Origin of the sequence: Nocardia sienata NBRC 100364 (assembly GCF_001613205.1) — a bacterium.
In the GTDB taxonomy this organism is placed as follows: Bacteria; Actinomycetota; Actinomycetes; order Mycobacteriales; family Mycobacteriaceae; genus Nocardia; species Nocardia sienata.
This window is the reverse complement of the sequence record NZ_BDBX01000038.1, coordinates 58,365-81,629: the sequence shown is the minus strand read 5'-3', so window position 1 is coordinate 81,629 and position 23,265 is coordinate 58,365. Positions and strand designations below refer to the sequence as shown.

The window sequence follows — 23,265 nt, the reverse complement described above, 5'->3', positions numbered from 1 at the left end:
CTTATACGAGTTGCAACGGCGGAGAGGGCGGGAAAACGACCGGCAGTGCGGCCAGCGCCCGGTGGAACGGACCGGGACGCCAGACGAGCTCTTCGGGTGCCACCCCGAGTTCCAGTTCGGGCAGCGCGTCGAGCAGCAGGTCGATCGCCCCTTGGACCACCACGAACGCCGGCGACTGCGCGGGGCATGCGTGTGGTCCGATACTCCAGGCCAGATGGGAGCGGTTGCCCGTGTGGTCGGCGCCCCGGATCGCCGGATCGTTGTTGCACGCGGACAGGCTGATCACCACCGGCTGGTGGGCGGGCAACCAGGTGTTCTCCACGAGAATCGGCTGCCGCGGATAGGTGGTGCAGAAGTTGGCCATCGGCGGGTCGTTGAACAACACCTCGTCCAGCGCGTCGCGGGTGGACAGCGCACCGCCGAGCATGCTTCCGCCGAAGCGCTCGTCGGTCATCATCAGCAGCAGTGTGTTGTTGATCAGGTTCTGCTGCGGCTCCACCCCGGCGCCGTAGAAGCTGATCAGATTGGAGAGCAGCTCCTCGTCGTCGAGTTTCGCCGGATGGTGCACGAGCCGGGAGGTGACGTCGTCGGCCGGATCGGAACGCTTGATGAAGACGAGCTCCATCAGCGCTTCACTGAGATGGTTCATCCCCCATTCGGCGTTCACCGTGTCGAACAACGCGGCCATCCCGTTGGCGACCCGCTCGCCCAGTTCCAGTGAGCAACCGACCATCTGGTTGATCACCTCGAACACCAGCGGAAACGCGTACTGCGTGACGAGGTCGGCTTTGCCCGTCTCGCAGAAGGAGTTGATCAGCGGAACGGCGATCTTCTCCACGGTCTGGTGCAGTTCGTGCAGGTCGATCCCGTCGATCGCGTGCACATACGCCTGGCGGTAGCGCTGATGCAGCTCGCCGCTGTTGCGCAGGGCGTTCGGGTACCACTCCATCATCGGCTTGATCGGCGAATCGGGCGGGATACTCGTCTGCCAGGTACGCGGATCGGCCGGAAACCGGTCGGGATCGTTCAGGATCCGCACGGCCGCGTCGTAGCCGATGACCAGGGTGGCCGGCACGTCCGGGGCCAGATCGATGGGAACCAGCGATCCGTACCGGCTCCGCATCGCGGCATAGGCGCGATGCGGATCACCGGCAAACTCTTCGGTGAAGAGGTTGAATCGGTCGCCGACACCTCCGGTGGGGTCTCCGTGAACGACCGGGCAGCCGGCGAACGGAGGTTGTTGCTGGGAAACCGGAGAGAACTGCGAGGTCAAAGACGAGACTCCAATCGGTGGAACAAGAATTCGACGAGCGTGATCAGCGACTGCAGGCAGGTGCGCCGATCACGGGCATCGAGGGCGATGAGCGGAGTGTCATCGGTCAGGTCGAGTGCCTCGCGCACTTCCGACAGCGGGAAGCGGTTCGAACCCTCGAACTCGTTCACCCCGACCGCGTACGGCACACCGCGTTCCTCGAGTACGGCCAGTACCTCGTCGGCCTTCTCGATACGCCGGGTGTCCACCAGGACCAGGGCACCGAGTGCGCCCTTGGCCAGTTCCTCCCACAACGGAATGAACCGCTGCTGACCCGGTGTACCGAAAAGGTACAGGGCCAGTTCGGGGTTGAGTGTGATACGACCGAAGTCCATCGCGACCGTGGTCTGCGTTTTCGATCCCAGCCCGCCGAGATCGTCGATACCGACGCTGGCCTCGGTGATGGTCTCCTCGGTACGCAGCGGTTTGATCTCGGAAATACTGCTCACGAAGGTGGTCTTGCCGACGCCGAAATTACCGGCTACCAGCAATTTCACCGATCGGGTCACCGTCTCCGGCACATAGTCGACCGCGCGGCCGTATTCCGCGGACCGATCAGGCCGGGAGAGCACGGAGCCCATTGAGTACCTCCTCGAGCAGGGCGATCTCCGGCATTATTTCCGCCGGGGTCGGGATATTGAGATGTCCGCTGTCCAGCAGGTCGGACACGACGATCGTCACCACCGACGGTGGGAGGTCGAGATAGGCGGCGACCTCCGCGATCGACAGGGCGCCGCGGGCGCAGACATCGACCACCCGGCGCGCATCCGGTGTGGAGCCCGGCGCCGGATCTCCGACGGCGACGACCAGGGTGACCAGGCCGAGCTCACGGGTCGGACGGGAGCGTCCGCCGGTCCGCACATACGCGCGGACCAGGTCTGGATCACGCCGCGACCGGCTCATTGCAGATCGCCGCCGTGTGCGCCTCTGCGAGGTTCGCTCCCGAGCTCGTGGCCGACCCGGCCGGCGAGCTCGTTCATCCGGTGGGCGATCAGGCCCACATCGATATCGGTCATGGTCGCCACACCCAGGAGCGCGCCCTCGCCCGCCGCGGTGATCATGATCATGCCCTGGTCGTATTCGGTCATGTTCTGCCGCACATCGTTTCCGTTGCTACCACAGAACTCGCCGAGCGCTTTACCGAGCGAACGCAGGCCGGAGGCGGCGGCGGCGAAGCGCTCGGCATCGTCTTTCGCGATACCCGCCGAATGGGCGATGCGCAGCCCGTCCTCGGACAACAGGACGGCGAATCGGACGCCGGGAACCTCGAGATCGTCCAGTAACCAGCCCAATTTGTTGGTGCTGTCGGATACCACTGTCCTCGGTGAACCCATCAGGATGTCATCCCTTCGGTGTGTTCGGATGCGGCGGCACGGCCGCTCTTGGAGCCGCTCTGCCAGGCAGCGGCGATGTCGGGGCGGGGCTGCCCTGGTTCGGTCCTGTCCTGTCCGGACACGCGATCGTTGATGTCATCAGGGACGGCCGCGGCACGGCGCCGACGCCGGGGCAGACCGCCGCTGGTGATGTCGTGGACTGTCGTACGCTGCTCGCTCTCGGTCTCGTCGATGCCACCTGCCGCCGAAGTCCGCTCGACAGGCCGGGAGCTCTCGGACACGACCGGGATCGCGGCGTGCGCGCCGGTGCTCGTCGCCGAATGTGCTCCGATACCGGACGATACGGCGTTACCGACCAGAGCGTTACCGGAGCTTCCCGATATCGACGAGGCCTGGCCGCCGGGGACCGCGGCGAGTTCGCGCGGCGCCGAGGCGCCGGCCGGTGACGCGGCGTCGTTGTCCTGGTTGCCCTTCGGTGCGACCAGCAGTGCCTCCGGGATGTAGACCATGGCACGCATACCGCCGTAGGCGTTGGGTCCGTCGATGTAGACGGTGAACCCGTAGCGGCGGGCGAGCGCGGCGATACCGGGGAAGCCGACCTTGGGGGCCGGGCCGAGCTGATGGATGTCGATCGAGCGTTCGTTGGCCAGGACCTGGCGGGCCTCTTCCATCTGCTCGGCGTTCATCCGGACGCCGGCGTCGTCGACGATCACGGTCACCCCGTGATGACCTTCCTGGAAGGACACGTCCACGAAGGAGGTCGGCGGCGAGTAGCGCAGCGCATTGTCGATGAGCGAGGCCAGCGTGTGCACCAGCGGTTCCACCGCACGGCTGATGACGACGCGGTCGAGCTGGGACGGGCGCACCCGCAGGTAGTCACGGACACGACCGGTCGCGCCGCCGACGACGTCGGTGAGCGACTGGGCGGGCCAGCGGCGGCCGGGCAGACCACCACAGACGATCACGTAGGACTGCGCCTGGCGGATCATCTGCTGCACGGTGTGGTCGATACGGATCAGGGTCTCGTAGACGCGGTCGTCGCGGTGTTCGCGAAGCGCGGAGCTCACGACCTGGGAGACGTCGGCTCCCAGGCTCACCACGGAGGTGCCGAACGAGCGGACCGCGGCGCTGGTCGCCTCACGGGCAAGGGTTTCCGCGCGTTCGCGGCCGGCGTCGGCCTCGGTGCGCACATTGCGTTCGGCGGCCGAGACGGCGGTACGGACCTGCTCCTCCATCTCCCGGGTGACGGCTTCGCGGGTTTCGCTCTGGACGGTCCGCAGGTCCTCGGTGACCCGGTCGACGATCCAGCGCAGGCACTGGGCGAAGCGCGAGTTCTCCAGTCCCGGGGGCACTTCGGGTGCCACGGAGGTCTGCTCGAACCGGCGGGTGGACTCCGAGAGGGCGGGCAACGTGCTGGCCGCGAGGTGCTCGAGCGCATCCTCGCGTACGGCTAGTTCCCGCTCGAGCACATCGAGTCGTTTCTGTTGGTCTCGCACAGCCCGAACGGCGTACCACGCCACGCCGAGCACCAATATGGGGGCGAGTATCCAGGGAAGCAGCACGGCGGTATTCAGATTCATCAGCTTTCTCGTCGTTGACGGGGCTTCGAGGCGCGCCACGCGGTGCCGTGGCAGGCCACGGCGCTTCGTCTCGCCTTCCTCGCGACGCCGACCATGTTCGCCCCTGGCCGGATGAGGTCCGTGCCGGGCACCGCGGTAACGGTCGGTGACATATCCCTTAGTTACTTTCGACTACCCGAAAGTAACTAAGGGACAAGTCATTCGGCCGATCGATGACCATCGCAGCACATCCTCCGATGGCCCGGAACCCGACGACTCGATCACAGTAGCAGCATTGTGGTGAACTCTCTCAATAACGGCCGATAATCGATTGTCACCTTTCCGTGATAGGGCCGCGACCTCGCAGAATGCGGAAAGGTATTGCGACCGTGAAGATCACGACCCCGGGGTGCCTCGGGGACGGTGCGCGCGACCGGGGGTGCTCCAACGCACACCGTGATCGCATCCCCTATCACCAGGGGCGGAGCACCGGAAGCAGACCGACCGGTCGGTTATTGGCGGCGGGCCCGGAAAATTGATATCAAGACAGGTCCAATACTGCCCGGGGCCACTCGAATCAGGCGCCCCACCCCCGGCCGAAATGCCCAATGCGCTTCCCGGCCGGCGGCGCGAGGATCACCCCGGAGACGTGGAATAGCCGTATTCCAGTAAAGCCCTGGCATTACCGGGCGAAATGCGACCGGGGCCGCGCAACGGCCGATCGGTCCGTACCGGCGACCCGCGTCCGGGCCTACTGCCCGAAACCAATTCGGGTACAGACCAGAACGCGACGGCGACCTTGTCGGTCGCCGTCGCGTCGTGCGCGTGGTCTTCGGTGCGCGGGCCTCAGACCGTGAAGCCGAGCGCCCGCAACTGTTCCCGGCCGTCCTCGGTGATCTTGTCGGGGCCCCACGGCGGCATCCAGACCCAGTTGATCTTCAGATCGTCGACCAGTCCGCTGCGCACCAGGGCGTTACGGGACTGATCCTCGATCACATCGGTGAGCGGGCAGGCGGCGGAGGTCAGCGTCATGTCCAGCACCGCCGTGGTCTCCTCGACACGCATTCCGTAGACCAGACCCAGATCCACTACGTTGATGCCCAGTTCGGGATCGACCACATCGCGCATGGCCTCCTCGAGGTCGGCGAGCTGCGCCAGATCCTCGGCCGAGAGATCGGCTTCGGGGCCGGCCGCCGGCTCCGGCGTGGTGGCCTCGGTGGCAGAAGTATCGGTCATGCTGTTTCCCCGTTCCGTGATCGGTCGGTAGCGGACGCACCGGGCCCCGGGGCGGCATCGGCCGCGCCGTCGACCCGCAGCACCGCGTCCTTGAACGCCATCCAGCCCAGCAGCGCGCATTTCACCCGAGCCGGGTACTTGGCGACACCGGCGAAAGCGATTCCGTCGCCGATGATGTCTTCATCGCCCTCGACGGTACCCCGGCTGCCGATCATCTCGTTGAACGAGTCGACCACACCCAGCGCCTCCACCACCGGCAACCCGATCACCTGATCGGTCAGCACCGATACCGAGGCCTGGCTGATCGAGCAGCCCTGGCCGTCGTAGGACACATCCTCGACCTCGCCGTTGTCCCCGAGCCGCACCCGCAGCGTCACCTCGTCACCGCAGGTGGGGTTGACGTGGTGCACCTCGGCGCCGAACGGTTCCCGCAGGCCGCGGTTGTGCGGATGCTTGTAGTGATCCAGGATCACTTCCTGGTACATCTGCTCCATGCGCATGTTCTAGGCAACCCCGAAGAAGCTCTGGGCCTTCCGCACCGCGGCGACCATCTTGTCCACCTCGTCCACGGTGTTGTACAACGCGAACGAGGCGCGGGCGGTCGCGGCGACACCGAAACGCCGGTGCAGTGGCCAGGCGCAGTGGTGACCCACCCGGATCGCCACGCCCTCGTCGTCGAGAATCTGACCCAGGTCGTGGGCGTGGATCCCTTCCGCGACGAAGGCGACCGCGCCACCGCGGTCGACGTTCTCGGTCGGGCCGATGATCCGCACACCCGGTACGGCGCCCAGCTCGGCGAGCGCGGCGTCGACGAGGGTGTGCTCGTGCGCGGCCACCGCGTCCATCCCGATCTCCTCGAGATAGCGCACGGCGGCGCCCAGCCCGATCACCTGCGAGGTCATCGGGACGCCGGCCTCGAAACGCTGTGGCGGCGGCGCGTAGGTGGTCTGCTCCATGGTGACGGTCTCGATCATGGAACCGCCGGTGATGAAGGGCGGGGTCTCCTCGAGCAGCGCTCGTTTCCCGTACAGCACACCGACGCCGGACGGACCGAGCATCTTGTGCCCGGAGAAGGCCGCGAAGTCGACGTCCAGGGCGCGGAAGTCGACCGGTGCGTGCGGTACCGACTGGCAGGCGTCGAGCACCACCAGCGCGCCCACGGCCCGGGCCCGGCGCACCAACTCGGCGACCGGCGCCACCGCACCGGTGACATTGGACTGGTGGCTGAAGGCCACGACCTTGGTGGCCGGCGACAGTCCGAGCGAGTCGAGGTCGATGCGACCGTCGTCGGTCACGCCGTACCAGCGCAGGGTGGCGCCGGTACGGCGGGCGAGTTCCTGCCAGGGCACCAGATTCGCGTGATGCTCCAGTTCGGTGATCACGATCTCGTCGCCCGGGCCCACGTGGTACGGGAACCGGTCGTCGGAGAACGCGTAGGTCACCAGATTGAGCGATTCGGTCGCGTTCTTGGTGAACACGATCTCCTCGGCGACGGCACCGACGAAGCGGGCGATCTGCGCCCGGGCGTCCTCGTAGGCGTCGGTGGCCTCCTCCGACAGCTGATGGGCGCCGCGGTGGACGGCGGAATTGCTCGCCAGCAGGAAGTCACGTTCGGCGTCCAGTACCGCCAGCGGCCGCTGCGCGGTAGCCCCGGAATCCAGGTACACCAGCGGCTTCCCGTCCCGGACCGTACGGTTCAGGATCGGGAAGTCGGCCCGGATCCGGGCGACGTCGAAGGCGGGAAGGGTCGCGGTCATCTCAGGCTCCGGCTCCGGCTGTCTGGGTGAATTTCACGTAGCCGTTGGCGTCGAGTTCCTCGGCGAGTTCCGGGCCGCCCTCGGCGACGATGCGGCCGCCCACGAAGACGTGCACGAACTGCGGCTGGATATAGCGCAGGATCCGGGTGTAGTGGGTGATCAGCAGGACTCCGCCGTTCTCCCGCTCCTTGTAGCGGTTCACACCCTCGGAGACGATCCGCAGCGCGTCCACGTCCAGGCCGGAGTCGGTTTCGTCGAGGATGGCGATCTTCGGCTTGAGCAGACCCAGCTGCAGGATCTCGTGCCGCTTCTTCTCACCACCGGAGAAGCCCTCGTTCACGCTGCGGTCGGCGAAGGCGGCGTCGATATCGAGTTCGTTCATCGACTCCTTCACCTCCTTGACCCAGTGCCGCAGCTTCGGCGCCTCACCGCGGACCGCGGTCGCCGCCGTACGCAGGAAGTTCGACATCGAGACGCCGGGGACCTCCACCGGATACTGCATGGCCAGGAACAGTCCGGCCCGCGCCCGCTCGTCCACCGACATCTCCAGCACGTCCTCACCGTCGAGGGTGATCGACCCCGAAGTGACGGTGTACTTGGGATGCCCGGCGATGGCATAGGACAGCGTCGACTTACCGGAGCCGTTGGGGCCCATGATGGCGTGCGTCTCGCCGGATTTCACGGTGAGGTTCACACCGTTGAGAATCTTGACGGTGTCCCCGTCGGGGGTGGCGACCTCGGCGTGCAGGTCCTTGATTTCCAGGGTGGTCATAGGGTGTCGAATTCCTTCGGTGGTCTGGGAGTCCGGGTGGTCGGTCAGGCGCCGATCGCGGCGAGTTCGGCTTCGATGGCCGCCTCGAGCCGCTCGGCGACCTCACCGACTCCGATCTTCTGGATGATCTCGTGGAAGAACCCGCGCACCACCAGGCGGCGGGCGGCGTCTTCCGGGATACCGCGGGCGCGCAGATAGAACAGCTGCTCGTCGTCGAACCGGCCGGTCGCCGAGGCGTGGCCCGCGCCGACGATCTCACCGGTCTCGATCTCCAGGTTCGGCACCGAATCGGCACGGGCGCCGTCGGTGAGCACCAGGTTGCGGTTGATCTCGAACGTATCGGTGCCCTCGGCCGCGGCCCGGATCAGCACATCGCCGACCCAGACCGTGCGGGCATCGCCCTTCGGCGAATGGGGATCGCCCTGCAGCGCGCCCTTGTACAGCACGTTCGATTTGCAGTGCGGCACCGCGTGGTCGACCAGCAGGCGCTGTTCGAAATGCTGGCCGGCGTCGGCGAAGTAGAGACCGAGCAATTCGGCGTCACCGCCGGGGCCCGCGTAGCGGACATTGCCGGTGAGCCGGACCAGGTCGCCGCCGAGGGTGACCGCGGTGTGCCGCAGTACCGCGTCGCGCCCCACCAGCGCGTGGTGCGCGGTGGCGTGTACGACGTCGTCGGCCCAGTCCTGGACCGCCACCACCGTCAGCTTGGCGCTGTCGCCGAGCACGAATTCGACGTTCTCGGCGTAGGTTCCGCTGCCCCGCTGGTCGATCACCACGGTGGCGACGGCGAATTCCGCCAGCCGTACCTGCAGATGACCGTAGGCGGTCTTTCCCTCGCCCGGTCCGGTGATCCGTACCACGACGGTTTCGGGGATCTCGGTCTCCTTGCCCACCGAGACGATCGTCGCCTGCTCGAAACCGGAGTACGCCTGCGCGGCGACCCGATCGGACGGGGTGCCGCCCTGTCCGAGCCGGGCATCGTCGCGGCCCACCGTTTCCACGGTGACCCCGGCGACCTGCCCGACCTCGACCTCGGCCCGCCCGTCGGCGGTCGCGGTGCCGTTGTGCAGGCCCCGCAGGCGGCGCAGCGGGGTGAACCGCCACGCCTCGTCCTTACCGGAGGGGATCTCGAAGGCGTTCACGTCGAAGGACGTGAACACCTCCCCCTTGTTGATCGCCGGAGTACGAGCCTCGGCGGCCTCGGCAACGTTGTCCAATGCCATCAGCCGACGGCTCCTTCCATCTGCAGTTCGATCAGGCGGTTGAGTTCCAGCGCGTACTCCATCGGGAGTTCCTTGGCGATGGGCTCGACGAAGCCGCGCACCACCATGGCCATCGCCTCGTCCTCGGTCATCCCACGACTCATGAGGTAGAACAGCTGATCCTCCGACACCTTGGAGACCGTCGCCTCGTGGCCCATGGTCACGTCGTCCTCGCGGATGTCGACATAGGGGTAGGTATCGGAGCGGCTGATGGTGTCGACCAGCAGCGCATCGCATTTCACGGTCGACTTGGATCCGTGGGCACCCTTGTTGACCTGCACCAGCCCGCGGTAGGACGCGCGACCGCCGCCCCGGGCCACCGACTTCGACACGATGGTCGAGGAGGTGTGCGGGGCCAGGTGCACCATCTTGGCGCCGGTGTCCTGGTGCTGGCCCTCACCGGCGAAAGCGACGGAGAGCACCTCGCCCTTGGCGTGCTCACCGGTCATCCACACGGCCGGGTACTTCATGGTGACCTTGGAGCCGATATTGCCGTCGATCCACTCCATGGTGGCGCCCGCTTCGGCCTTGGCCCGCTTGGTGACCAGGTTGTAGACGTTGTTCGACCAGTTCTGGATGGTCGTGTAGCGGCAGCGGCCGCCCTTCTTCACGATGATCTCGACGACCGCCGAGTGCAGTGAATCCGATTTGTAGATCGGCGCGGTGCAGCCCTCGACGTAGTGCACGTAGGCGCCCTCGTCGACGATGATCAGGGTCCGCTCGAACTGGCCCATGTTCTCGGTGTTGATCCGGAAGTAGGCCTGCAGCGGGATGTCGACGTGCACACCGGGCGGCACGTAGATGAAGGAGCCACCCGACCACACCGCGGTGTTCAGCGCGGAGAATTTGTTGTCCCCGGCCGGGATGACCGTGCCGAAGTACTCGCGGAAGATCTCCGGGTGCTCCTTCAACGCCGTATCGGTGTCGAGGAAGATGACGCCCTGCTGCTCCAGATCCTCGCGGATCTGGTGGTAGACGACTTCGCTCTCGTACTGGGCGGCGACACCGGAGACCAGCCGCTGCTTCTCCGCCTCGGGGATACCCAGCTTGTCGTAGGTGTTACGGATGTCCTCGGGCAGATCTTCCCAGCTCTCGGCCTGCTTCTCGGTCGAGCGCACGAAGTACTTGATGTTGTCGAAGTCGATACCGTCGAGGTTGGAGCCCCAGTTCGGCATGGGCTTGCGGTCGAAGATGCGCAGTGCCTTGAGCCGGTTCTCCAGCATCCAGGCCGGCTCGTCCTTCTTGGCCGAGATATCGCGAACGACCTCCTCGGACAGACCACGCTGCGCGCTGGCTCCCGCCACATCCGAGTCGGCCCAGCCGTAACCGTATTTACCCAGTGAGGCAATGGCCTCCTCCTGGGTGAGCGGTGGCACCTGGTCGGTGGTGGTCGTCATTCGGCGCTCCTTCCGGAGTCGTTCGGTGCGTCCGTTGCGGGCTGCGCAACGGTTGAAGGTGAAGCGTTCGTGGGTCGATCGGCGGCCGCGGTCGGCAGCACCGTCAGTGGTACATGGGTGGTGCAGGCGCAGTCACCGTTGGCGATGGTGGCCAGACGCTGCACATGGGTACCGAGAACTTCCCGGAAGGCCTCGAGTTCGGCCTCGCACAGTTCGGGGAATTCCTCGGCCACATGGGAGACCGGGCAGTGGTGCTGGCAGATCTGTACGCCCGCTCCCACCCGGCGGGTACTCGCGGCGAACCCCGCGTCCGAGAGCGCCGTGGCGATCTCCTCCGCCTTGGCCGCCGTACCCGACCGCGCGGTGTCGCCGGGTGCGTCATCTTCGGCCGCCGGCGTCTCCACATCGTGTGCGGGGATCGGTTCGATCCCGTCGACCAGGGTGCGGGCGCGTTGGCGGGCGAATTCGGTGACCGCCGCCTCGCCGCCGATTTCGCGCAGCTGCCGGATGGCCGCACCCGCGAGATCGTCGTAGGCGTGCCCGAGCATGCCGCGCCCGGCAGCGGTGAGCTGGTACTGCTTGGCCGGCCGGCCGCGACCCTTCTGCTGCCAGGGCGCCGACCGCCCGGCGCGTGCCTGACCCGATTCGATGAGCGCGTCCAGATGCCGGCGCACTCCGGCGGGGGCCAGGCCCAGCGCACTGCCGATCGCGGTCGCGGTGATCGGCCCCTCCTCCAGCAGCAGCCGGACGATGGCGGCGCGCGTATGGCCCTCGCCACCGGTCGCGGGCACGCCGACGGACCCGGTACCGGCCCGGTGACCAGCCCTTTCGTCCACATTCGGCAAACCCATAGTTTTCACAACATCAGTGTGGCGGAATTCGTTCCCGAAATCTAATAAGGGTGCCCTGAGCAGGCGGGTCGCCCGATCCGACGCGGTCCGGCCGGAATCGCCGAAATCGCCTGTTCGGGAGAGAAACAGCCACGCACGACTTCTCCGCCGGATGAGCGCAGTGATGTGCTTCACTGCGCCGGAGGACAGAGCGGATCACGCGATGGGGAGCCGGAGAATTTGCTGCCCGGCTGCGCCCGCGCCCCGCACTCCACCGCACCCGGACGAGCCGCCGGGCCCTGCGGAGCGCGTGCAGCGAGCCGTTCGCGCATCCATCGACGTGGTACACCGCGCGCCGGGCACTGTAGATCCACGGTAGCCAGGAGATGTCCGGCTCGGAAGCGGTGCGGCGCCAACCCGTCGGCGCGCGTCCGGCCCACGACCCCGACCGCACGCGATGCCGCGGCCCGGACACCGGCGGCGCCCCCGGCGAACTAGTCTCGGTGACCGTGGCAGGACAGGCAGGCGCCCCGGGCGCAGTGGCGTCGCGCGGGCAGCGCGCACTGAAACTGGTGCGGCGCGCCCTCGGACTCGATGTCCCGCCCTCGGATCACACCATCGCGATTCTGCACCGCGACGAATCCGAGGTCCCGGGGCTCGACCGCCGGGAGCGAGCGCAACTGGACCGGATCCGGCTGATGGGTGCCACCGGCACCGTGCTCATGGCGATCAGCGCCCTCGGTATCGGCGCGCAGCCGGTGCATCAGAATCCGACCTCGGGCATGCGGGTCCTGGGCATCTTCGCGCGGGCGCACACCGGATCACTGGCCATGTGCATGGTTGGCACGGTGACCGTGGTGCTGGCGTGGCTGCTGCTGGGGCGGTTCGCCGTCGGCGGGATCGGCGGTTCGCCGCGGCACCGGCTCACCCGGCGCCAGTTCGACCGGACACTGCTGCTGTGGATCATCCCGCTGTGTGTGGCGCCGCCGATGTTCAGCAACGACGTCTACTCCTATTTGGCGCAGAGCGAGATCGCCGCCCGCGGGATCGACCCGTACCAGGAGGGGCCCGTCGCCGGGCTCGGTATCGACAATGTGCTCACCAACAATGTTCCCAATATCTGGCGCGAGACACCCGCACCCTACGGACCGCTGTTCTTGTGGATAGGCCACGGGATCGCCGAGCTCACCGGGGAGAACATTCTGGCCGGGGTGTGGGTGCATCGGCTGCTGGCGCTGGCCGGGGTGGCGCTGATCGTCTGGGCACTGCCGCGTTTGTCCGTGCGCTGCGGGGTCGCGCCGGTGAGCGCGCTGTGGCTGGGTGTGGCGAATCCGCTGGTGCTGTTCCACCTGGTCGGCGGGGTGCACAACGACGCGCTGATGCTCGGTCTGATGCTCGCGGGCCTGGAGTTCATGCTGCGCGCGATCCACGGAATCCCCGGCGACGGTGGGCCGCCCCCGTTGGACGGTCGCGGCTGGACACTGCTGGTGGGTGGCGCGGTCGTCATCAGCCTGTCGTCCTCGGTGAAGGTCACCTCGATCATCGCGCTGGGCTTCGCGGGGATGGCCTTGGCCCGCCGCTGGGGGCCGGGGCTGCGGCCGGTCCTGGCCGCGGCCGGGTTGCTGGGCCTGATCGCGGTGGTGGTGACCGTGGTGATCAGCACGGTCAGCGGTCTCGGCTTCGGCTGGCTCTACACCTTGAACACGGCGAACGCGGTGCGCAGCTGGATGTCGCTGCCCACCGCGCTGGGCATCGTCACCGGTTTCGGCGGCGTCCTGCTCGGCCTCGGCGACCACACCACCGCGTTGCTCAGCATCACCCGGCCCATCGCCGCCGTGGTGGCGGGTTTCATCACCGTGCGGATGCTCGTCGCCACCTGGACCGGACGCCTGCATCCGGTGGGGGCGCTCGGGGTATCGCTGGGCGCGATCGTACTGCTGTTCCCGGTCGTCCAGCCCTGGTATCTGCTGTGGGCCATCGTGCCGATGGCGGCCTGGGCCACCCGGCCCGCATTCCGCGGCCCGGCGATCGGCATCTCCGCGGTGGTCAGTGTGATCCTCATGCCGCGCGGCGCCGACCTCGAGGTGTTCCAGATCGTCGGGTCGGCGGTGGCCACCGTGATCGTGTCGCTGCTGTTCATCGTGGTCACCCGGAACTCCCTGCCCTGGCGGGCACAGCAGGGGGTGTCGGCCCCGTCACAGCCGGCCGGGGCCTACGGTGGGACCTCGTGACCGCTTCCCGGGTGCCCGCCGTACAGGTGGACCACGTCGCCAAACGCTACGGCGAGACGATCGCGGTGGACGGTATCGGTTTCACCATCGAACCCGCACAGGTTTTCGCCCTGCTCGGTCCGAACGGCGCCGGTAAGACCACCACGGTGGAGATGTGCGAGGGCTTCGTCCGCCCGGATTCGGGGCGGGTGCGGGTCCTGGGCCTGGACCCGATCGCCGATTCCGAGCGACTGCGCCCGCGGATCGGGGTGATGCTGCAGGGCGGCGGCGCCTATCCGGGCGCGCGCGCCGGGGAAATGCTGGATCTGGTCGCCTCCTATTCGGCGCACCCGCTGGACCCGGGCTGGCTGCTCGGTGTGCTGGGTCTGGCCGATCACCGCCGCACCCCCTATCGGCGGCTCTCCGGTGGCCAGCAGCAGCGGCTGTCGCTGGCGTGCGCACTGGTCGGCCGCCCGGAGATCGTCTTCCTCGACGAACCCACCGCGGGGATGGACGCACAGGCCCGGATCCTGGTGTGGGAATTGATCGACGCGCTGCGGCGCGACGGGGTCAGCGTCCTGCTCACCACCCATCTCATGGACGAGGCCGAGGAACTGGCCGATCATCTGGTGATCATCGACCACGGGCGCATCGTCGCCTCCGGCACGCCGGCCGAGGTCACCGCGCACGGGGCGGCCGGGCAGCTGCGTTTCGCCGCGCCACCGCATCTGGACCTGGATCTGCTGCAATCGGCGCTGCCGGAGGGTTTCGCCCCGAAGGAGACCAGCCCCGGCTCGTATCTGGTGGAGGGCGAGATCAACCCGCAGGTGCTGGCCACGGTGACCGCCTGGTGTGCCCGGGTGAACGTGCTCGCGACCGATATCCGGATCGATCAGCGCCGGCTCGAGGACGTGTTCCTGGAACTGACCGGACGGGATCTGCGCGCATGAGGCGATACCGCGATACCTCCGCCAACGCTGTGCATCCATCGGCTTCGAGGGAGGCCTTGTGACCAAGCCGGAGCCGACGGCCAACCGGTTCGAGCCGGGTACTTTCGCGCCCGCGCCCCGGCCCGCGCCGCGGGCGGCCATGTTGCTCGCGCAGACCCGGCTCGATCTGGTGCTGCTCCTGCGCAACGGCGAACAACTCCTGCTCACCATGTTCATTCCGGTGACCCTGCTGATCGGCCTGGCGCTGCTGCCCTTCGGCGATATGGGGCCGGACAAGATCGACAAGATCGTGCCCGCCGTCATGATGGTCGCGGTGATGTCGACCGCGTTCACCGGTCAGGCCATCGCCATCGGTTTCGACCGCCGCTACGGCGCGCTCAAGCGACTGGGTGCCACTCCCCTGCCGCGCTGGGGGATCATCGCGGGTAAGAGCGGGGCAGTCCTGCTGGTGGTTATTCTGCAGGCAGTGCTGCTGGGCCTGATCGGGGTGGCACTGGGCTGGCGGCCGACACCGCTGGGACTGCTGCTGGGCGCGGTGCTGATCGCGCTGGGCACCGCCACATTCGCGGCGATGGGCCTGCTGCTCGGCGGCACGCTCAAAGCCGAAGTGGTGTTGGCGCTGGCGAATATCCTCTGGTTCGTCATGCTCGGTATCGCCAGCGTGGTCTTCGCCTCCGACGAACTACCCACCGCGGTCCACACCCTGGTGCGATTGGTCCCCTCGGGTGCGCTCGCGGTCGCGCTGGAACATGCGCTGAGCGGCGGCGTCGACTGGCTGGGAGTGGGCGCGCTGATCGTCTGGGGTACCGGCGCGGGTCTGCTGGCGGCCCGCTGGTTCCGCTTCGAATGATCTTCCACGACACGTTGTAGTAGTCCGGGTGCCGACCGGCGGTGTCCGCCCGCTACCATCGGGACGTGCTGTATCGCGCATTTCTGCGACTCGTCGACCGGCTGCCGCTACCCTCGCGGCGCACCCAGCTGCTGATCGCGCTGGCGGTGATCGCCTCCCAGGCCGGCATCGCCGTGACCGGCGCCATCGTCCGCGTCACCGCGTCCGGTCTGGGCTGCCCAACCTGGCCACAGTGCTTCCCGGGCAGTTTCACCCCGATCGGGGTCTCCGAAGTGGCCGTGCTCCATCAAGCTGTGGAGTTCGGCAACCGCATGCTCACCTTCGTGGTGACGCTGTGCGCGGCGCTCATAGTCTTGGCCGTCACCCGCGCCCGGCGGCGGCGCGAAGTGCTGATCTATGCCTGGCTGATGCCCGCCGGCACTGTACTGCAGGCGGGCATCGGCGGTATCACGGTGCTGTCCGGTCTGCTCTGGTGGACCGTCGCGCTGCATCTGCTGGCGTCGATGCTCATGGTGTGGGTGGCCGCGGTGATGTACGCGAAGGTCGCCTCCCCCGACGACGGTGTCGACACAGTCCGCGCGCCCGCGCCACTACGGTGGCTGACCGCGCTGAGCGGAGTCGCGCTGGCCGGGGTCCTCGTCGCGGGCACGCTGGTGACCGCCGCAGGTCCCCATGCGGGCGACAAGAGCATCGATCGGCCGGTGGCCCGGCTCGAGGTGGAAATCGTGACGCTGGTGCATCTGCATTCGCAGCTGCTGGTCGGCTACCTCGCCCTCCTGGTGGGACTCGCCTTCGGACTCTTCGCGACCGGTATCACCAAACCGGTACGGGACCGCCTGTTCGTCCTGCTCGGGCTGGTACTCGCGCAGTCGCTGATCGGAATCGTCCAGTACTTCACCGATGTCCCGGCGGCGCTGGTCGCGATCCATGTCGGCGGCGCGGCCCTGTGCACCGCCGCGACCGCGGCGCTGTGGGCGTCCCTGCGTACCCGGGAACGCCTGCCCGCCCCGGTCGTGGAATCGAGCACCCAGCCGGCCTGAGGCGACCGTGCCGGATGGCCGGCCGGACCACTCGCCTCGTGACACCTCCGCGGACCAGCGGCGCCGCCGGCCCGCCTCAGGTCGCGTTCGGCCCGTTCTGGTAGCTGCGCGCGACCAGCGCCGAGGTCAGATACCACAGCCCGGTGGGGATCGCGGGATCGAACCCGGTGAGCATCCGGACTCGTTTGAGCCGGTAGTCCAGTGTATTGGTGTGCATATGCATCAGCCGGGCGGTGCGCTGGCGATTGAAGTTGTTGGCGATGTGCTGGCGCAGCGTTTCCAGTAGTTCGGGATGTTCGTCGAGCGGGTCCAGTATGGCGCTCAAATGCTCGCGGGCCGGACCGGGCCGGGTGATCTGGAATTCCAGGGCCAGATCGGTGAACCGGTGCAGGCCGCCGCCGTCGGTGATGCGCTGCACGGTGTCGAGGAGTTCGTGGGCACGGTCGGTGGCATCGGGGATCTCGGCGGTGGCCGCGGTGACCACGGTGCCCGTGACGGGCACCTGCGCCGCCTGCGCGAGGCGCGCGATCAACTCGTCCAAGGTGTCCTCCGGGAAAGCGTCCGCGGGCAACAACACCGTGCCACCGTCGATGCTGAGCAGCGACAGCGCCTTCTCCCCGCAACTGCGGGCGAGTTCGGCCTGGATCCGGCGCAGTTTGCGCCGCGCGACGATCCGGCCGTCGACCTGCGGTGCGGATTCGTCCGGGTGCGGCGCCACCGCCAGCGCCAGCACCTGATACGCCTGCGCGATCTCGATCCCGCATTCCCGGGCCATGGTGGCGGTACTGTGCCCGCCGAGCAGCGCCGAGGTCAGCGTGTGCACCGCGGTGTGGTGTTCGGAGACCACTCCCCGGTATTCGCCGACATAGGCCAGCGCCACCTCCGAGGTGATCGTGTCCAGGATCTCCAGCATCCGGCGCGCGGTGGCGACCAGGTTCGCCGAATCCGCCGGTCCCGCGGTGGCCATGATGCGGTCGAAACCGAGTTTGAAACCCTCGTGGATGGCGTGGTTGATGGTGTCGATCGGGATACCCTCGCGCGCCCATTCGGCGGCGGCTTCCCGCACCTGCTCGATCTTCTCCGGCAGCTCGCGGCCGTCGAGCCGACTCACCGTGAGTTCCAGGCAGAGCCGGGTCACCGCCGTGACATCACCCTGGAGCGCGTCACCCGGGAGCGTCCCGCACGGTGCCACGTGCTCGACGAAATGACCGACCATCTGACGCGACAGGGACGATACGTCCCGCAGGTGGTTCGAGATCGGACGGCCGGACACCGTGAGTCTGGAACGGGTCGGACTGCTGACCGTCATATCGGCTCCTTCTACCCCGGGGCTGACGCTCGAGGCACTAACGGTAGCGCGAACCGGTTACTCGTCAGTAGTTTTTGGCCGGGAAACTGTTCGAGCTACCTGCGGCCCGGGCGGGCCACCTGTGAGCACCCACAGGCGTCAATTCTCGTTGCGAGCCTTCGGGAATCGGGTCTGACCGGCGACCCAGCCGGCCATCTTCGCCCAGTGTCCGGTACGCGGTGTGGTCCGGGCCACCAGGTCACGTTCCCAGCCCTCGGCGGCGGTGAGCCCGTCCACCGCGTCGATCACGGCCTGCGCGGTGGCGGCATCGGCCACCATCCGATCTCCGAGGACACCGTCGGAACCGACCAGGGTGAGTCGCACGCCCCGGCGGCCCACCGGCTGCGGCACGGCCTCGGCCGAACCCCCGTGCGCGGCGACGAACTTACGCACCGAATCGACGATCTCACGCGGAGCGGCGACGGTGGCGGTGGCGGAATCTGCACTCATGCCGAGGAGTTTACCGGCGAGTAGGACAGCACTCCGGGACCCGGTCGGAACCACCTGGTCGCGACGACGGCGACATCGGGCACCGCCATGCCGGACCCCTGCGCTGGGTGTACGGGCACCGGTGTAGAACTGGACCCATGCGCGCGATCCAGGTAGACCGGCACGGCGGTCCGGAAGTGCTGACCCTCGCCGAGGTTCCCGATCCGGAGCCCGGACCCGAACAGCTACTGGTCGATATCGACGCCGTCGGCGTCAATTTCATCGACACCTACTTCCGCACCGGCACCTACCCGCGCCCGGTGCCCTATATTCCGGGTTCCGAGGGCACCGGAGTGGTGGCCGAAATCGGTTCCGCGGTTACCCGATTCGCCGTCGGCGACCGGGTGGCCTGGGCGGCGGCCCCGAACAGCTACGCCCCGCGCACGGTGGTGGACGAGGCGGTCGCCGTGGCAGTACCCGGCGATGTCGACACGGCGGTGGCGGCCTCGGCTCTACTGCAGGGTATGACGGCGCACTATCTGATCGAATCGGTCTACCGCCCCGAACCGGGCGAGACGGTCCTGGTGCACGCGGGCGCGGGCGGGGTCGGGCTGCTGCTCACCCAACTGGCCGCGGCACGCGACATCCGGGTGATCACCACGGTGTCCACCGACGAGAAGGAGGCGCTGTCGCGCAGCGCCGGCGCCTGGAAGGTGCTGCGCTACGGCGACGACCTCGCCGAGCAGGTCCGCGAGCTGACCGGCGGCGAGGGTGTCGCGGCGGTCTACGACGGCGTGGGCGCGGCCACCTTCGACGCCGGCCTGGCCTCGCTACGGGTCCGCGGCACGCTGGCACTGTTCGGCGCGGCCAGCGGCCCGGTGCCACCGGTGGACCTGCAGCGGCTCAACGCGGCCGGGTCGGTGTTCGTGACCCGCCCCAATATCGCCCACTACACCCGCGATCGCGCCGAACTGGACTGGCGGGCCGGCGATATCTTCGAGGCCGTCGCCGACGGCTCGCTCACGGTCCGGATCGGCGCGACCTACCCGCTGGCCGAGGCCGCACAGGCACATCGCGATCTGGAGAGCCGTAAGACCACCGGATCGATCGTGCTGCTGCCCTGATCGGTCCGGCCGGGCGCGGTCAGTAGTCGCGCCCGGTCAGCCCGCGGTAGACGAAGCGCGTCAGGCTCTCGACGGCTTCGTCATCCGACAGCACTACCGTGCCCTCCCTGGGTTGGAAGCTCGCGGCCGCGCTGGACGGCGACGCGGGGCCGCCGGCGACCTACGGATCGGAGCGCCGGACCGTGTACTCGGCCTCAGCTCGGAACTGCTCGGCAAACTGGTCGACGGCGCGGAGGACGCGATGGTGCGCGGCGCGCAGAACCGCCAGCTGGATATCAGCTACCGTCACCCGGCCGACAGCGGTCCCGTCGCGCCCGGCGATCGCGCCCCCGACGCGCCGCTGAAGGATTCCGACGGGCGGGCGCCGTGGCTCAGCCGAAGAAGACCTCGCCCAGCGTGGTCCAGCCGAGTACCGAATCGACGGCCAGACCGCAGAACACCACCGCGAGGTAGTTGTTGGACTGGAGGAACAGGCGCAGTGGTTTGACCGATTCGCCCCGGCGCACCCCGGCGTAGAGCTGGTGGGCCATCAGCAGGAACCAGGCGCCGGCGACCAGAGCCACCGCCGTGTAGATCACCCCGGTGGCCGGGACCAGTGCCAGCGTGGTGAGCACGGTCAGCCAGGTGTAGACGACGATCTGCTTGGTGACGGCCTGTTCGGTGGCGACCACCGGCAGCATCGGCACCCCGGCCGCGCGGTAGTCCTCCTTGTAGCGCATGGCCAGCGCCCAGGTGTGCGGCGGCGTCCAGAAGAAGATCACCCCGAACAGCGCAAGGGCGGGCCAGCCGATGGTGCCGGTGACCGCCGACCAGCCGACGAGCGCGGGCATACACCCGGCCGCGCCGCCCCAGACCACGTTCTGCGAGGTACGCCGTTTGAGACCGAGGGTATAGACGAAGACGTAGAAAAGGATGGTCACGACGACCAGCACACCGCTGAGCAGATTGGCCTGCCACCACAGCCACGCGAACGAGCCGATACCCAGGACGACACCGAAGACGAAGGCATGCGAAGTGGGGACCGCGTCGCGGGCCAGCGGCCGGGCGGCGGTCCGCTTCATCACCTTGTCGATATCGGCGTCGGCGACACAGTTGAGCGTATTGGCGCTGGCCGCGCCCATCCAACCGCCGAACAGGGTCGCCAGGATCAGCCGGATATCGACCTGGCCGCGGTCGGCCAACAGCATGGTGGGGATGGTGGCCACCAGTAGCAGTTCGATGACGCGCGGTTTGGTGAGCGCGATATAGGCGAGCGGGCGGCGCGTGACACGGGCGAGCTTCTCGCTGCCGAGGACGCGGTCCGCGGGTGCCGGAGCGGAATCGTGGGCGCCGCCGACCCCCGTGTCATGACCGATCCGCACTATCTCTCCTCGCACGCTGTGCTTCCGCATCCGGTTTGGGAAGGAGCAGCGCGCGGCTGCGACGCGGCTACTACTACACACGATGGTAGACCCACGCACGGTGCCCCTTGCCGGTCGCCCCTGTGTGCTCGGCCGGGCGCCGCGTTCCATGGTGTGCCATGGCACGGCCGGACAGCGCGGCCATCGGCGAACGACCGGCTCGCGGTCCTAGCCGGGGGGCGTGCACGGGGGCGGCCGGTCGCAATTAGGGTAGGGGGTGTATGCGGCGCCACAGTCACCGCGCCGTACCGGTTCGCCACCCAGCCCGCCCCCAGTTTCGACGCCTCGAAATGTCAGGAGAAACACGGTCGTGTCAGTGACAGACGACATCCACGCCCTCACCCAGCCGAACCTTCCGCAGGACTGGACGGATCTGGACACCAGGGCTGTCGACACCGTCCGGGTCCTGGCCGCCGACGCGGTACAGGCCGCGGGCAACGGCCACCCCGGTACCGCCATGAGCCTGGCTCCGCTGGCATACACCCTGTTCCAACGGACCATGCGGCATGACCCCGCCGATCCCGAATGGGTGGGCCGCGACCGGTTCGTGCTGTCCTGCGGCCATTCCAGCCTGACCCTCTACATCCAGCTGTACCTGGCGGGTTTCGGCCTGGAACTCGACGATCTGCGCAACCTGCGCAAATGGGGTTCGCTGACCCCCGGCCACCCGGAGTACCGGCACACCAAGGGCGTGGAGATCACCACGGGCCCGCTGGGCCAGGGCCTGGCCTCGGCGGTGGGTATGGCCATGGCCGCCCGCCGTGAGCGTGGCCTGTTCGATGCCGAAGCCGACGCCGGGACCAGCCCGTTCGATCACCACATCTACGTGATCGCCTCCGACGGCGATATGGAAGAGGGCGTCACCTCCGAGGCCTCCTCCCTGGCCGGCACCCAGCAGCTGGGCAACCTGGTGGTGATCTACGACGACAACAAGATCTCCATCGAGGACGACACCACCATCGCCTTCACCGAGGACGTGGCGGCGCGGTACGCCGCCTACGGCTGGCATGTGCAGGTGGTGGAGGGCGGCGAGGACGTCGTCGCGATCGAGGCGGCGCTGGCGGCGGCCAAGGCCGAGATCGGCAGGCCGTCGCTGATCCTGCTGCGCACCATCATCGGTTACCCGGCCCCGAACAAGATGAACACCGGTGCCGCGCACGGCGCCGCGCTCGGGCCCGACGAAGTGGCCGCCACCAAGCGCGCCCTCGGTTTCGATCCCGAGCAGAGTTTCCAGGTCGCCGACGAGGTCATCGCGCATACCCGCAAGGCCGCCGAACGCGGCGCGAAGGCGCACGCGGACTGGACCGTCGAGTTCGACGCCTGGGCCCAGCGCGCGCCCGAGGCCAAGGCGCTGTTCGACCGGTTGTTCAACGGACAGCTGCCCGAGGGCTGGGACGCGGGCCTGCCCACCTGGGAGCCCGATGCCAAGGGCCTGGCCACCCGGAAGGCCTCGGCCAAGGTGCTGAGCGCCCTGGGCCCGGTACTGCCGGAGCTGTGGGGCGGTTCGGCCGACCTCGCCGAATCCAACAACACCACCATCCCGGATTCGCTCAGCTTCGGCCCCGAGGCCATTTCGACCGGTATGTGGAAGGCGAGCCCCTATGGCCGGACCCTGCACTTCGGCGTCCGCGAGCACGCCATGGGCTCCATCCTCAACGGCATCGCCCTGCACGGCCCCACCCGCCCCTACGGCGGCACCTTCCTGGTGTTCAGCGATTACATGCGCCCGGCCGTCCGCCTGGCCGCGCTGATGCGGGTGCCGGTCACCTACGTCTGGACCCACGATTCGATCGGTCTCGGCGAGGACGGCCCGACCCACCAGCCCATCGAGCACCTGGCCGCGCTGCGCGGTATCCCGGGCCTGTCGGTGGTGCGTCCCGGCGACGCCAACGAAACCGCGTACGCCTGGCGGACCGTGATCGACAAGCACAGCGGTAAGCACAATTCACCGTTCGTCTCCAGCGACGCCGTCGGTACCCGCGGCCCGGCCGCACTGGCCCTGACCCGCCAGGACCTGCCGGTCCTGGAGGGCACCAGCCTCGAGGGCGTCGCCAAGGGCGGCTACATCCTGGCCGAGGCCTCCACCGGCGTACCGCAGGTGATCCTCATCGGTACCGGCTCCGAGCTCCAGCTCGCCGTCGCCGCCCGCACTACGCTGGAGGAGCAGGGCATCGGCACCCGGGTGGTCTCGATGCCGTGCGTGGAGTGGTTCGACGCGCAGGACAAGGCGTATCGCGACGAGGTGCTGCCCCCGGCGGTTGCCGCCCGAGTCGTCGTCGAGGCGGGTATCGCGATGCCGTGGTACCGGTTCACCGGCGACGCGGGCGAAATCGTATCGATCGAGCATTTCGGCGCCTCGGCCGATTACAAGACCCTGTTCCGCGAGTTCGGCTTCACGCCGGAGGCCGTCGTCGCCGCTGCGCAGCGCACGCTCGACAATGTGAAGGGATAAGGG

General features: G+C 68.2%; 21 protein-coding genes. 6 read left to right on the top strand and 15 right to left on the bottom strand.

The window, feature by feature from the left end:
- Nucleotide 1: 1 nt before the first annotated feature.
- The 12 genes from NS4_RS20695 to NS4_RS20640 all read right to left on the bottom strand — a co-directional run bounded on the left by NS4_RS20695 (nt 2) and on the right by NS4_RS20640 (nt 11,480).
- Entirely contained in the window at nt 2-1,273 is a 1,272-nt protein-coding gene (locus NS4_RS20695) for a cytochrome P450 (RefSeq protein ID WP_063061172.1), read from the bottom strand.
- Nucleotides 1,270-1,893, bottom strand: a complete 624-nt coding sequence (locus NS4_RS20690) for a GTP-binding protein (protein WP_051164821.1) — start codon at nt 1,891-1,893, stop codon at nt 1,270-1,272. Before NS4_RS20690 ends, NS4_RS20695 begins: the two co-directional genes overlap by 4 nt.
- A complete protein-coding gene (locus tag NS4_RS20685; protein ID WP_030521401.1) occupies nt 1,868-2,215 on the bottom strand; it encodes a DUF742 domain-containing protein in 348 nt (115 codons plus the stop codon). The genes NS4_RS20690 and NS4_RS20685 overlap by 26 nt, the downstream gene beginning before the upstream one ends.
- Nucleotides 2,212-2,646, bottom strand: a complete 435-nt coding sequence (locus NS4_RS20680) for a roadblock/LC7 domain-containing protein (protein WP_030521402.1) — start codon at nt 2,644-2,646, stop codon at nt 2,212-2,214. Before NS4_RS20680 ends, NS4_RS20685 begins: the two co-directional genes overlap by 4 nt.
- Complete coding sequence (locus tag NS4_RS20675; RefSeq protein WP_063061171.1) at nt 2,646-4,226, bottom strand: ATP-binding protein; 1,581 nt, start codon at nt 4,224-4,226, stop codon at nt 2,646-2,648. The genes NS4_RS20680 and NS4_RS20675 overlap by 1 nt, the downstream gene beginning before the upstream one ends.
- Before the next feature lie 825 nt (nt 4,227-5,051).
- Complete coding sequence (locus NS4_RS20670) at nt 5,052-5,441, bottom strand: metal-sulfur cluster assembly factor (RefSeq protein ID WP_063061170.1); 390 nt, start codon at nt 5,439-5,441, stop codon at nt 5,052-5,054.
- On the bottom strand, nt 5,438-5,941 hold the full coding sequence (gene sufU / locus NS4_RS20665; protein WP_063061169.1) for a Fe-S cluster assembly sulfur transfer protein SufU: 504 nt from the start codon (nt 5,939-5,941) through the stop codon (nt 5,438-5,440). Before sufU ends, NS4_RS20670 begins: the two co-directional genes overlap by 4 nt.
- Before the next feature lie 3 nt (nt 5,942-5,944).
- Complete coding sequence (locus NS4_RS20660) at nt 5,945-7,198, bottom strand: cysteine desulfurase (protein WP_063061168.1); 1,254 nt, start codon at nt 7,196-7,198, stop codon at nt 5,945-5,947.
- Nucleotide 7,199: 1 nt separating this feature from the next.
- Complete coding sequence (gene sufC, locus NS4_RS20655; RefSeq protein ID WP_063061167.1) at nt 7,200-7,970, bottom strand: Fe-S cluster assembly ATPase SufC; 771 nt, start codon at nt 7,968-7,970, stop codon at nt 7,200-7,202.
- A 44-nt stretch (nt 7,971-8,014) separates the two neighbouring features.
- Complete coding sequence (sufD, locus tag NS4_RS20650) at nt 8,015-9,193, bottom strand: Fe-S cluster assembly protein SufD (protein WP_063061166.1); 1,179 nt, start codon at nt 9,191-9,193, stop codon at nt 8,015-8,017.
- Nucleotides 9,193-10,629, bottom strand: coding sequence for a Fe-S cluster assembly protein SufB (gene sufB / locus NS4_RS20645; RefSeq protein WP_063061165.1), 1,437 nt, complete (start codon nt 10,627-10,629; stop codon nt 9,193-9,195). The genes sufD and sufB overlap by 1 nt, the downstream gene beginning before the upstream one ends.
- A complete protein-coding gene (locus tag NS4_RS20640) occupies nt 10,626-11,480 on the bottom strand; it encodes a helix-turn-helix transcriptional regulator (protein ID WP_063061164.1) in 855 nt (284 codons plus the stop codon). The genes sufB and NS4_RS20640 overlap by 4 nt, the downstream gene beginning before the upstream one ends.
- Before the next feature lie 488 nt (nt 11,481-11,968).
- On the opposite strand from NS4_RS20640, the gene mptB reads away from it, so the two are divergent.
- The 4 genes from mptB (at nt 11,969) to NS4_RS20620 (ending at nt 16,509) form a co-directional block, all read left to right on the top strand.
- Complete coding sequence (gene mptB, locus NS4_RS20635) at nt 11,969-13,690, top strand: polyprenol phosphomannose-dependent alpha 1,6 mannosyltransferase MptB (protein ID WP_439955798.1); 1,722 nt, start codon at nt 11,969-11,971, stop codon at nt 13,688-13,690.
- Nucleotides 13,687-14,619: an ABC transporter ATP-binding protein gene (locus tag NS4_RS20630; RefSeq protein ID WP_063061163.1), complete on the top strand. Its 933-nt coding sequence runs from the start codon at nt 13,687-13,689 to the stop codon at nt 14,617-14,619. The genes mptB and NS4_RS20630 overlap by 4 nt, the downstream gene beginning before the upstream one ends.
- 58 nt (nt 14,620-14,677) lie before the next feature.
- Nucleotides 14,678-15,469, top strand: coding sequence for an ABC transporter permease (locus tag NS4_RS20625; protein WP_063061162.1), 792 nt, complete (start codon nt 14,678-14,680; stop codon nt 15,467-15,469).
- A gap of 65 nt (nt 15,470-15,534) precedes the next feature.
- The gene (locus tag NS4_RS20620) at nt 15,535-16,509 is read left to right on the top strand and encodes a COX15/CtaA family protein (RefSeq protein ID WP_063061235.1); all 975 of its coding nucleotides are present in this window, start codon (nt 15,535-15,537) and stop codon (nt 16,507-16,509) included.
- A gap of 76 nt (nt 16,510-16,585) precedes the next feature.
- Here NS4_RS20620 and NS4_RS20615 read toward each other — a convergent pair whose 3' ends face one another.
- Together NS4_RS20615 and NS4_RS20610 are read right to left on the bottom strand one after the other, a co-directional pair.
- Nucleotides 16,586-17,818, bottom strand: a complete 1,233-nt coding sequence (locus NS4_RS20615) for a PucR family transcriptional regulator (RefSeq protein WP_063061161.1) — start codon at nt 17,816-17,818, stop codon at nt 16,586-16,588.
- Between the two features lie 138 nt (nt 17,819-17,956).
- Nucleotides 17,957-18,307: a hypothetical protein gene (locus tag NS4_RS20610; RefSeq protein ID WP_063061234.1), complete on the bottom strand. Its 351-nt coding sequence runs from the start codon at nt 18,305-18,307 to the stop codon at nt 17,957-17,959.
- A 137-nt stretch (nt 18,308-18,444) separates the two neighbouring features.
- On the opposite strand from NS4_RS20610, the gene NS4_RS20605 reads away from it, so the two are divergent.
- Nucleotides 18,445-19,410 carry a quinone oxidoreductase family protein gene (locus NS4_RS20605; protein WP_063061160.1) on the top strand — a complete coding sequence of 322 codons (966 nt, stop codon included), beginning with the start codon at nt 18,445-18,447 and terminating at the stop codon, nt 19,408-19,410.
- Nucleotides 19,411-19,781: 371 nt separating this feature from the next.
- Here the strand turns inward: NS4_RS20605 and NS4_RS20600 are convergent, their stop codons facing one another.
- A complete protein-coding gene (locus NS4_RS20600) occupies nt 19,782-20,771 on the bottom strand; it encodes a heme o synthase (protein WP_063061159.1) in 990 nt (329 codons plus the stop codon).
- A gap of 349 nt (nt 20,772-21,120) precedes the next feature.
- On the opposite strand from NS4_RS20600, the gene tkt reads away from it, so the two are divergent.
- Complete coding sequence (gene tkt, locus NS4_RS20595; RefSeq protein ID WP_063061158.1) at nt 21,121-23,262, top strand: transketolase; 2,142 nt, start codon at nt 21,121-21,123, stop codon at nt 23,260-23,262.
- Nucleotides 23,263-23,265 lie beyond the last annotated feature (3 nt).

Excerpts from the sequence above, each read along its gene's own strand:
- sufB (WP_063061165.1), bottom strand. The coding sequence starts at position 10,629 with ATGACGACCACCACCGACCAGGTGCCACCGCTCACCCAGGAGGAGGCC.
- NS4_RS20660 (WP_063061168.1), bottom strand. The coding sequence starts at position 7,198 with ATGACCGCGACCCTTCCCGCCTTCGACGTCGCCCGGATCCGGGCCGAC.
- sufD (WP_063061166.1), bottom strand. The coding sequence starts at position 9,193 with ATGGCATTGGACAACGTTGCCGAGGCCGCCGAGGCTCGTACTCCGGCG.
- NS4_RS20615 (WP_063061161.1), bottom strand. The coding sequence starts at position 17,818 with ATGACGGTCAGCAGTCCGACCCGTTCCAGACTCACGGTGTCCGGCCGT.
- NS4_RS20640 (WP_063061164.1), bottom strand. The coding sequence starts at position 11,480 with ATGGGTTTGCCGAATGTGGACGAAAGGGCTGGTCACCGGGCCGGTACC.
- sufU (WP_063061169.1), bottom strand. The coding sequence starts at position 5,941 with ATGCGCATGGAGCAGATGTACCAGGAAGTGATCCTGGATCACTACAAG.
- NS4_RS20685 (WP_030521401.1), bottom strand. The coding sequence starts at position 2,215 with ATGAGCCGGTCGCGGCGTGATCCAGACCTGGTCCGCGCGTATGTGCGG.
- NS4_RS20605 (WP_063061160.1), top strand. The coding sequence starts at position 18,445 with ATGCGCGCGATCCAGGTAGACCGGCACGGCGGTCCGGAAGTGCTGACC.
- NS4_RS20675 (WP_063061171.1), bottom strand. The coding sequence starts at position 4,226 with ATGAATCTGAATACCGCCGTGCTGCTTCCCTGGATACTCGCCCCCATA.
- NS4_RS20670 (WP_063061170.1), bottom strand. The coding sequence starts at position 5,441 with ATGACCGATACTTCTGCCACCGAGGCCACCACGCCGGAGCCGGCGGCC.
- NS4_RS20610 (WP_063061234.1), bottom strand. The coding sequence starts at position 18,307 with ATGAGTGCAGATTCCGCCACCGCCACCGTCGCCGCTCCGCGTGAGATC.
- NS4_RS20690 (WP_051164821.1), bottom strand. The coding sequence starts at position 1,893 with ATGGGCTCCGTGCTCTCCCGGCCTGATCGGTCCGCGGAATACGGCCGC.
- sufC (WP_063061167.1), bottom strand. The coding sequence starts at position 7,970 with ATGACCACCCTGGAAATCAAGGACCTGCACGCCGAGGTCGCCACCCCC.
- NS4_RS20680 (WP_030521402.1), bottom strand. The coding sequence starts at position 2,646 with ATGGGTTCACCGAGGACAGTGGTATCCGACAGCACCAACAAATTGGGC.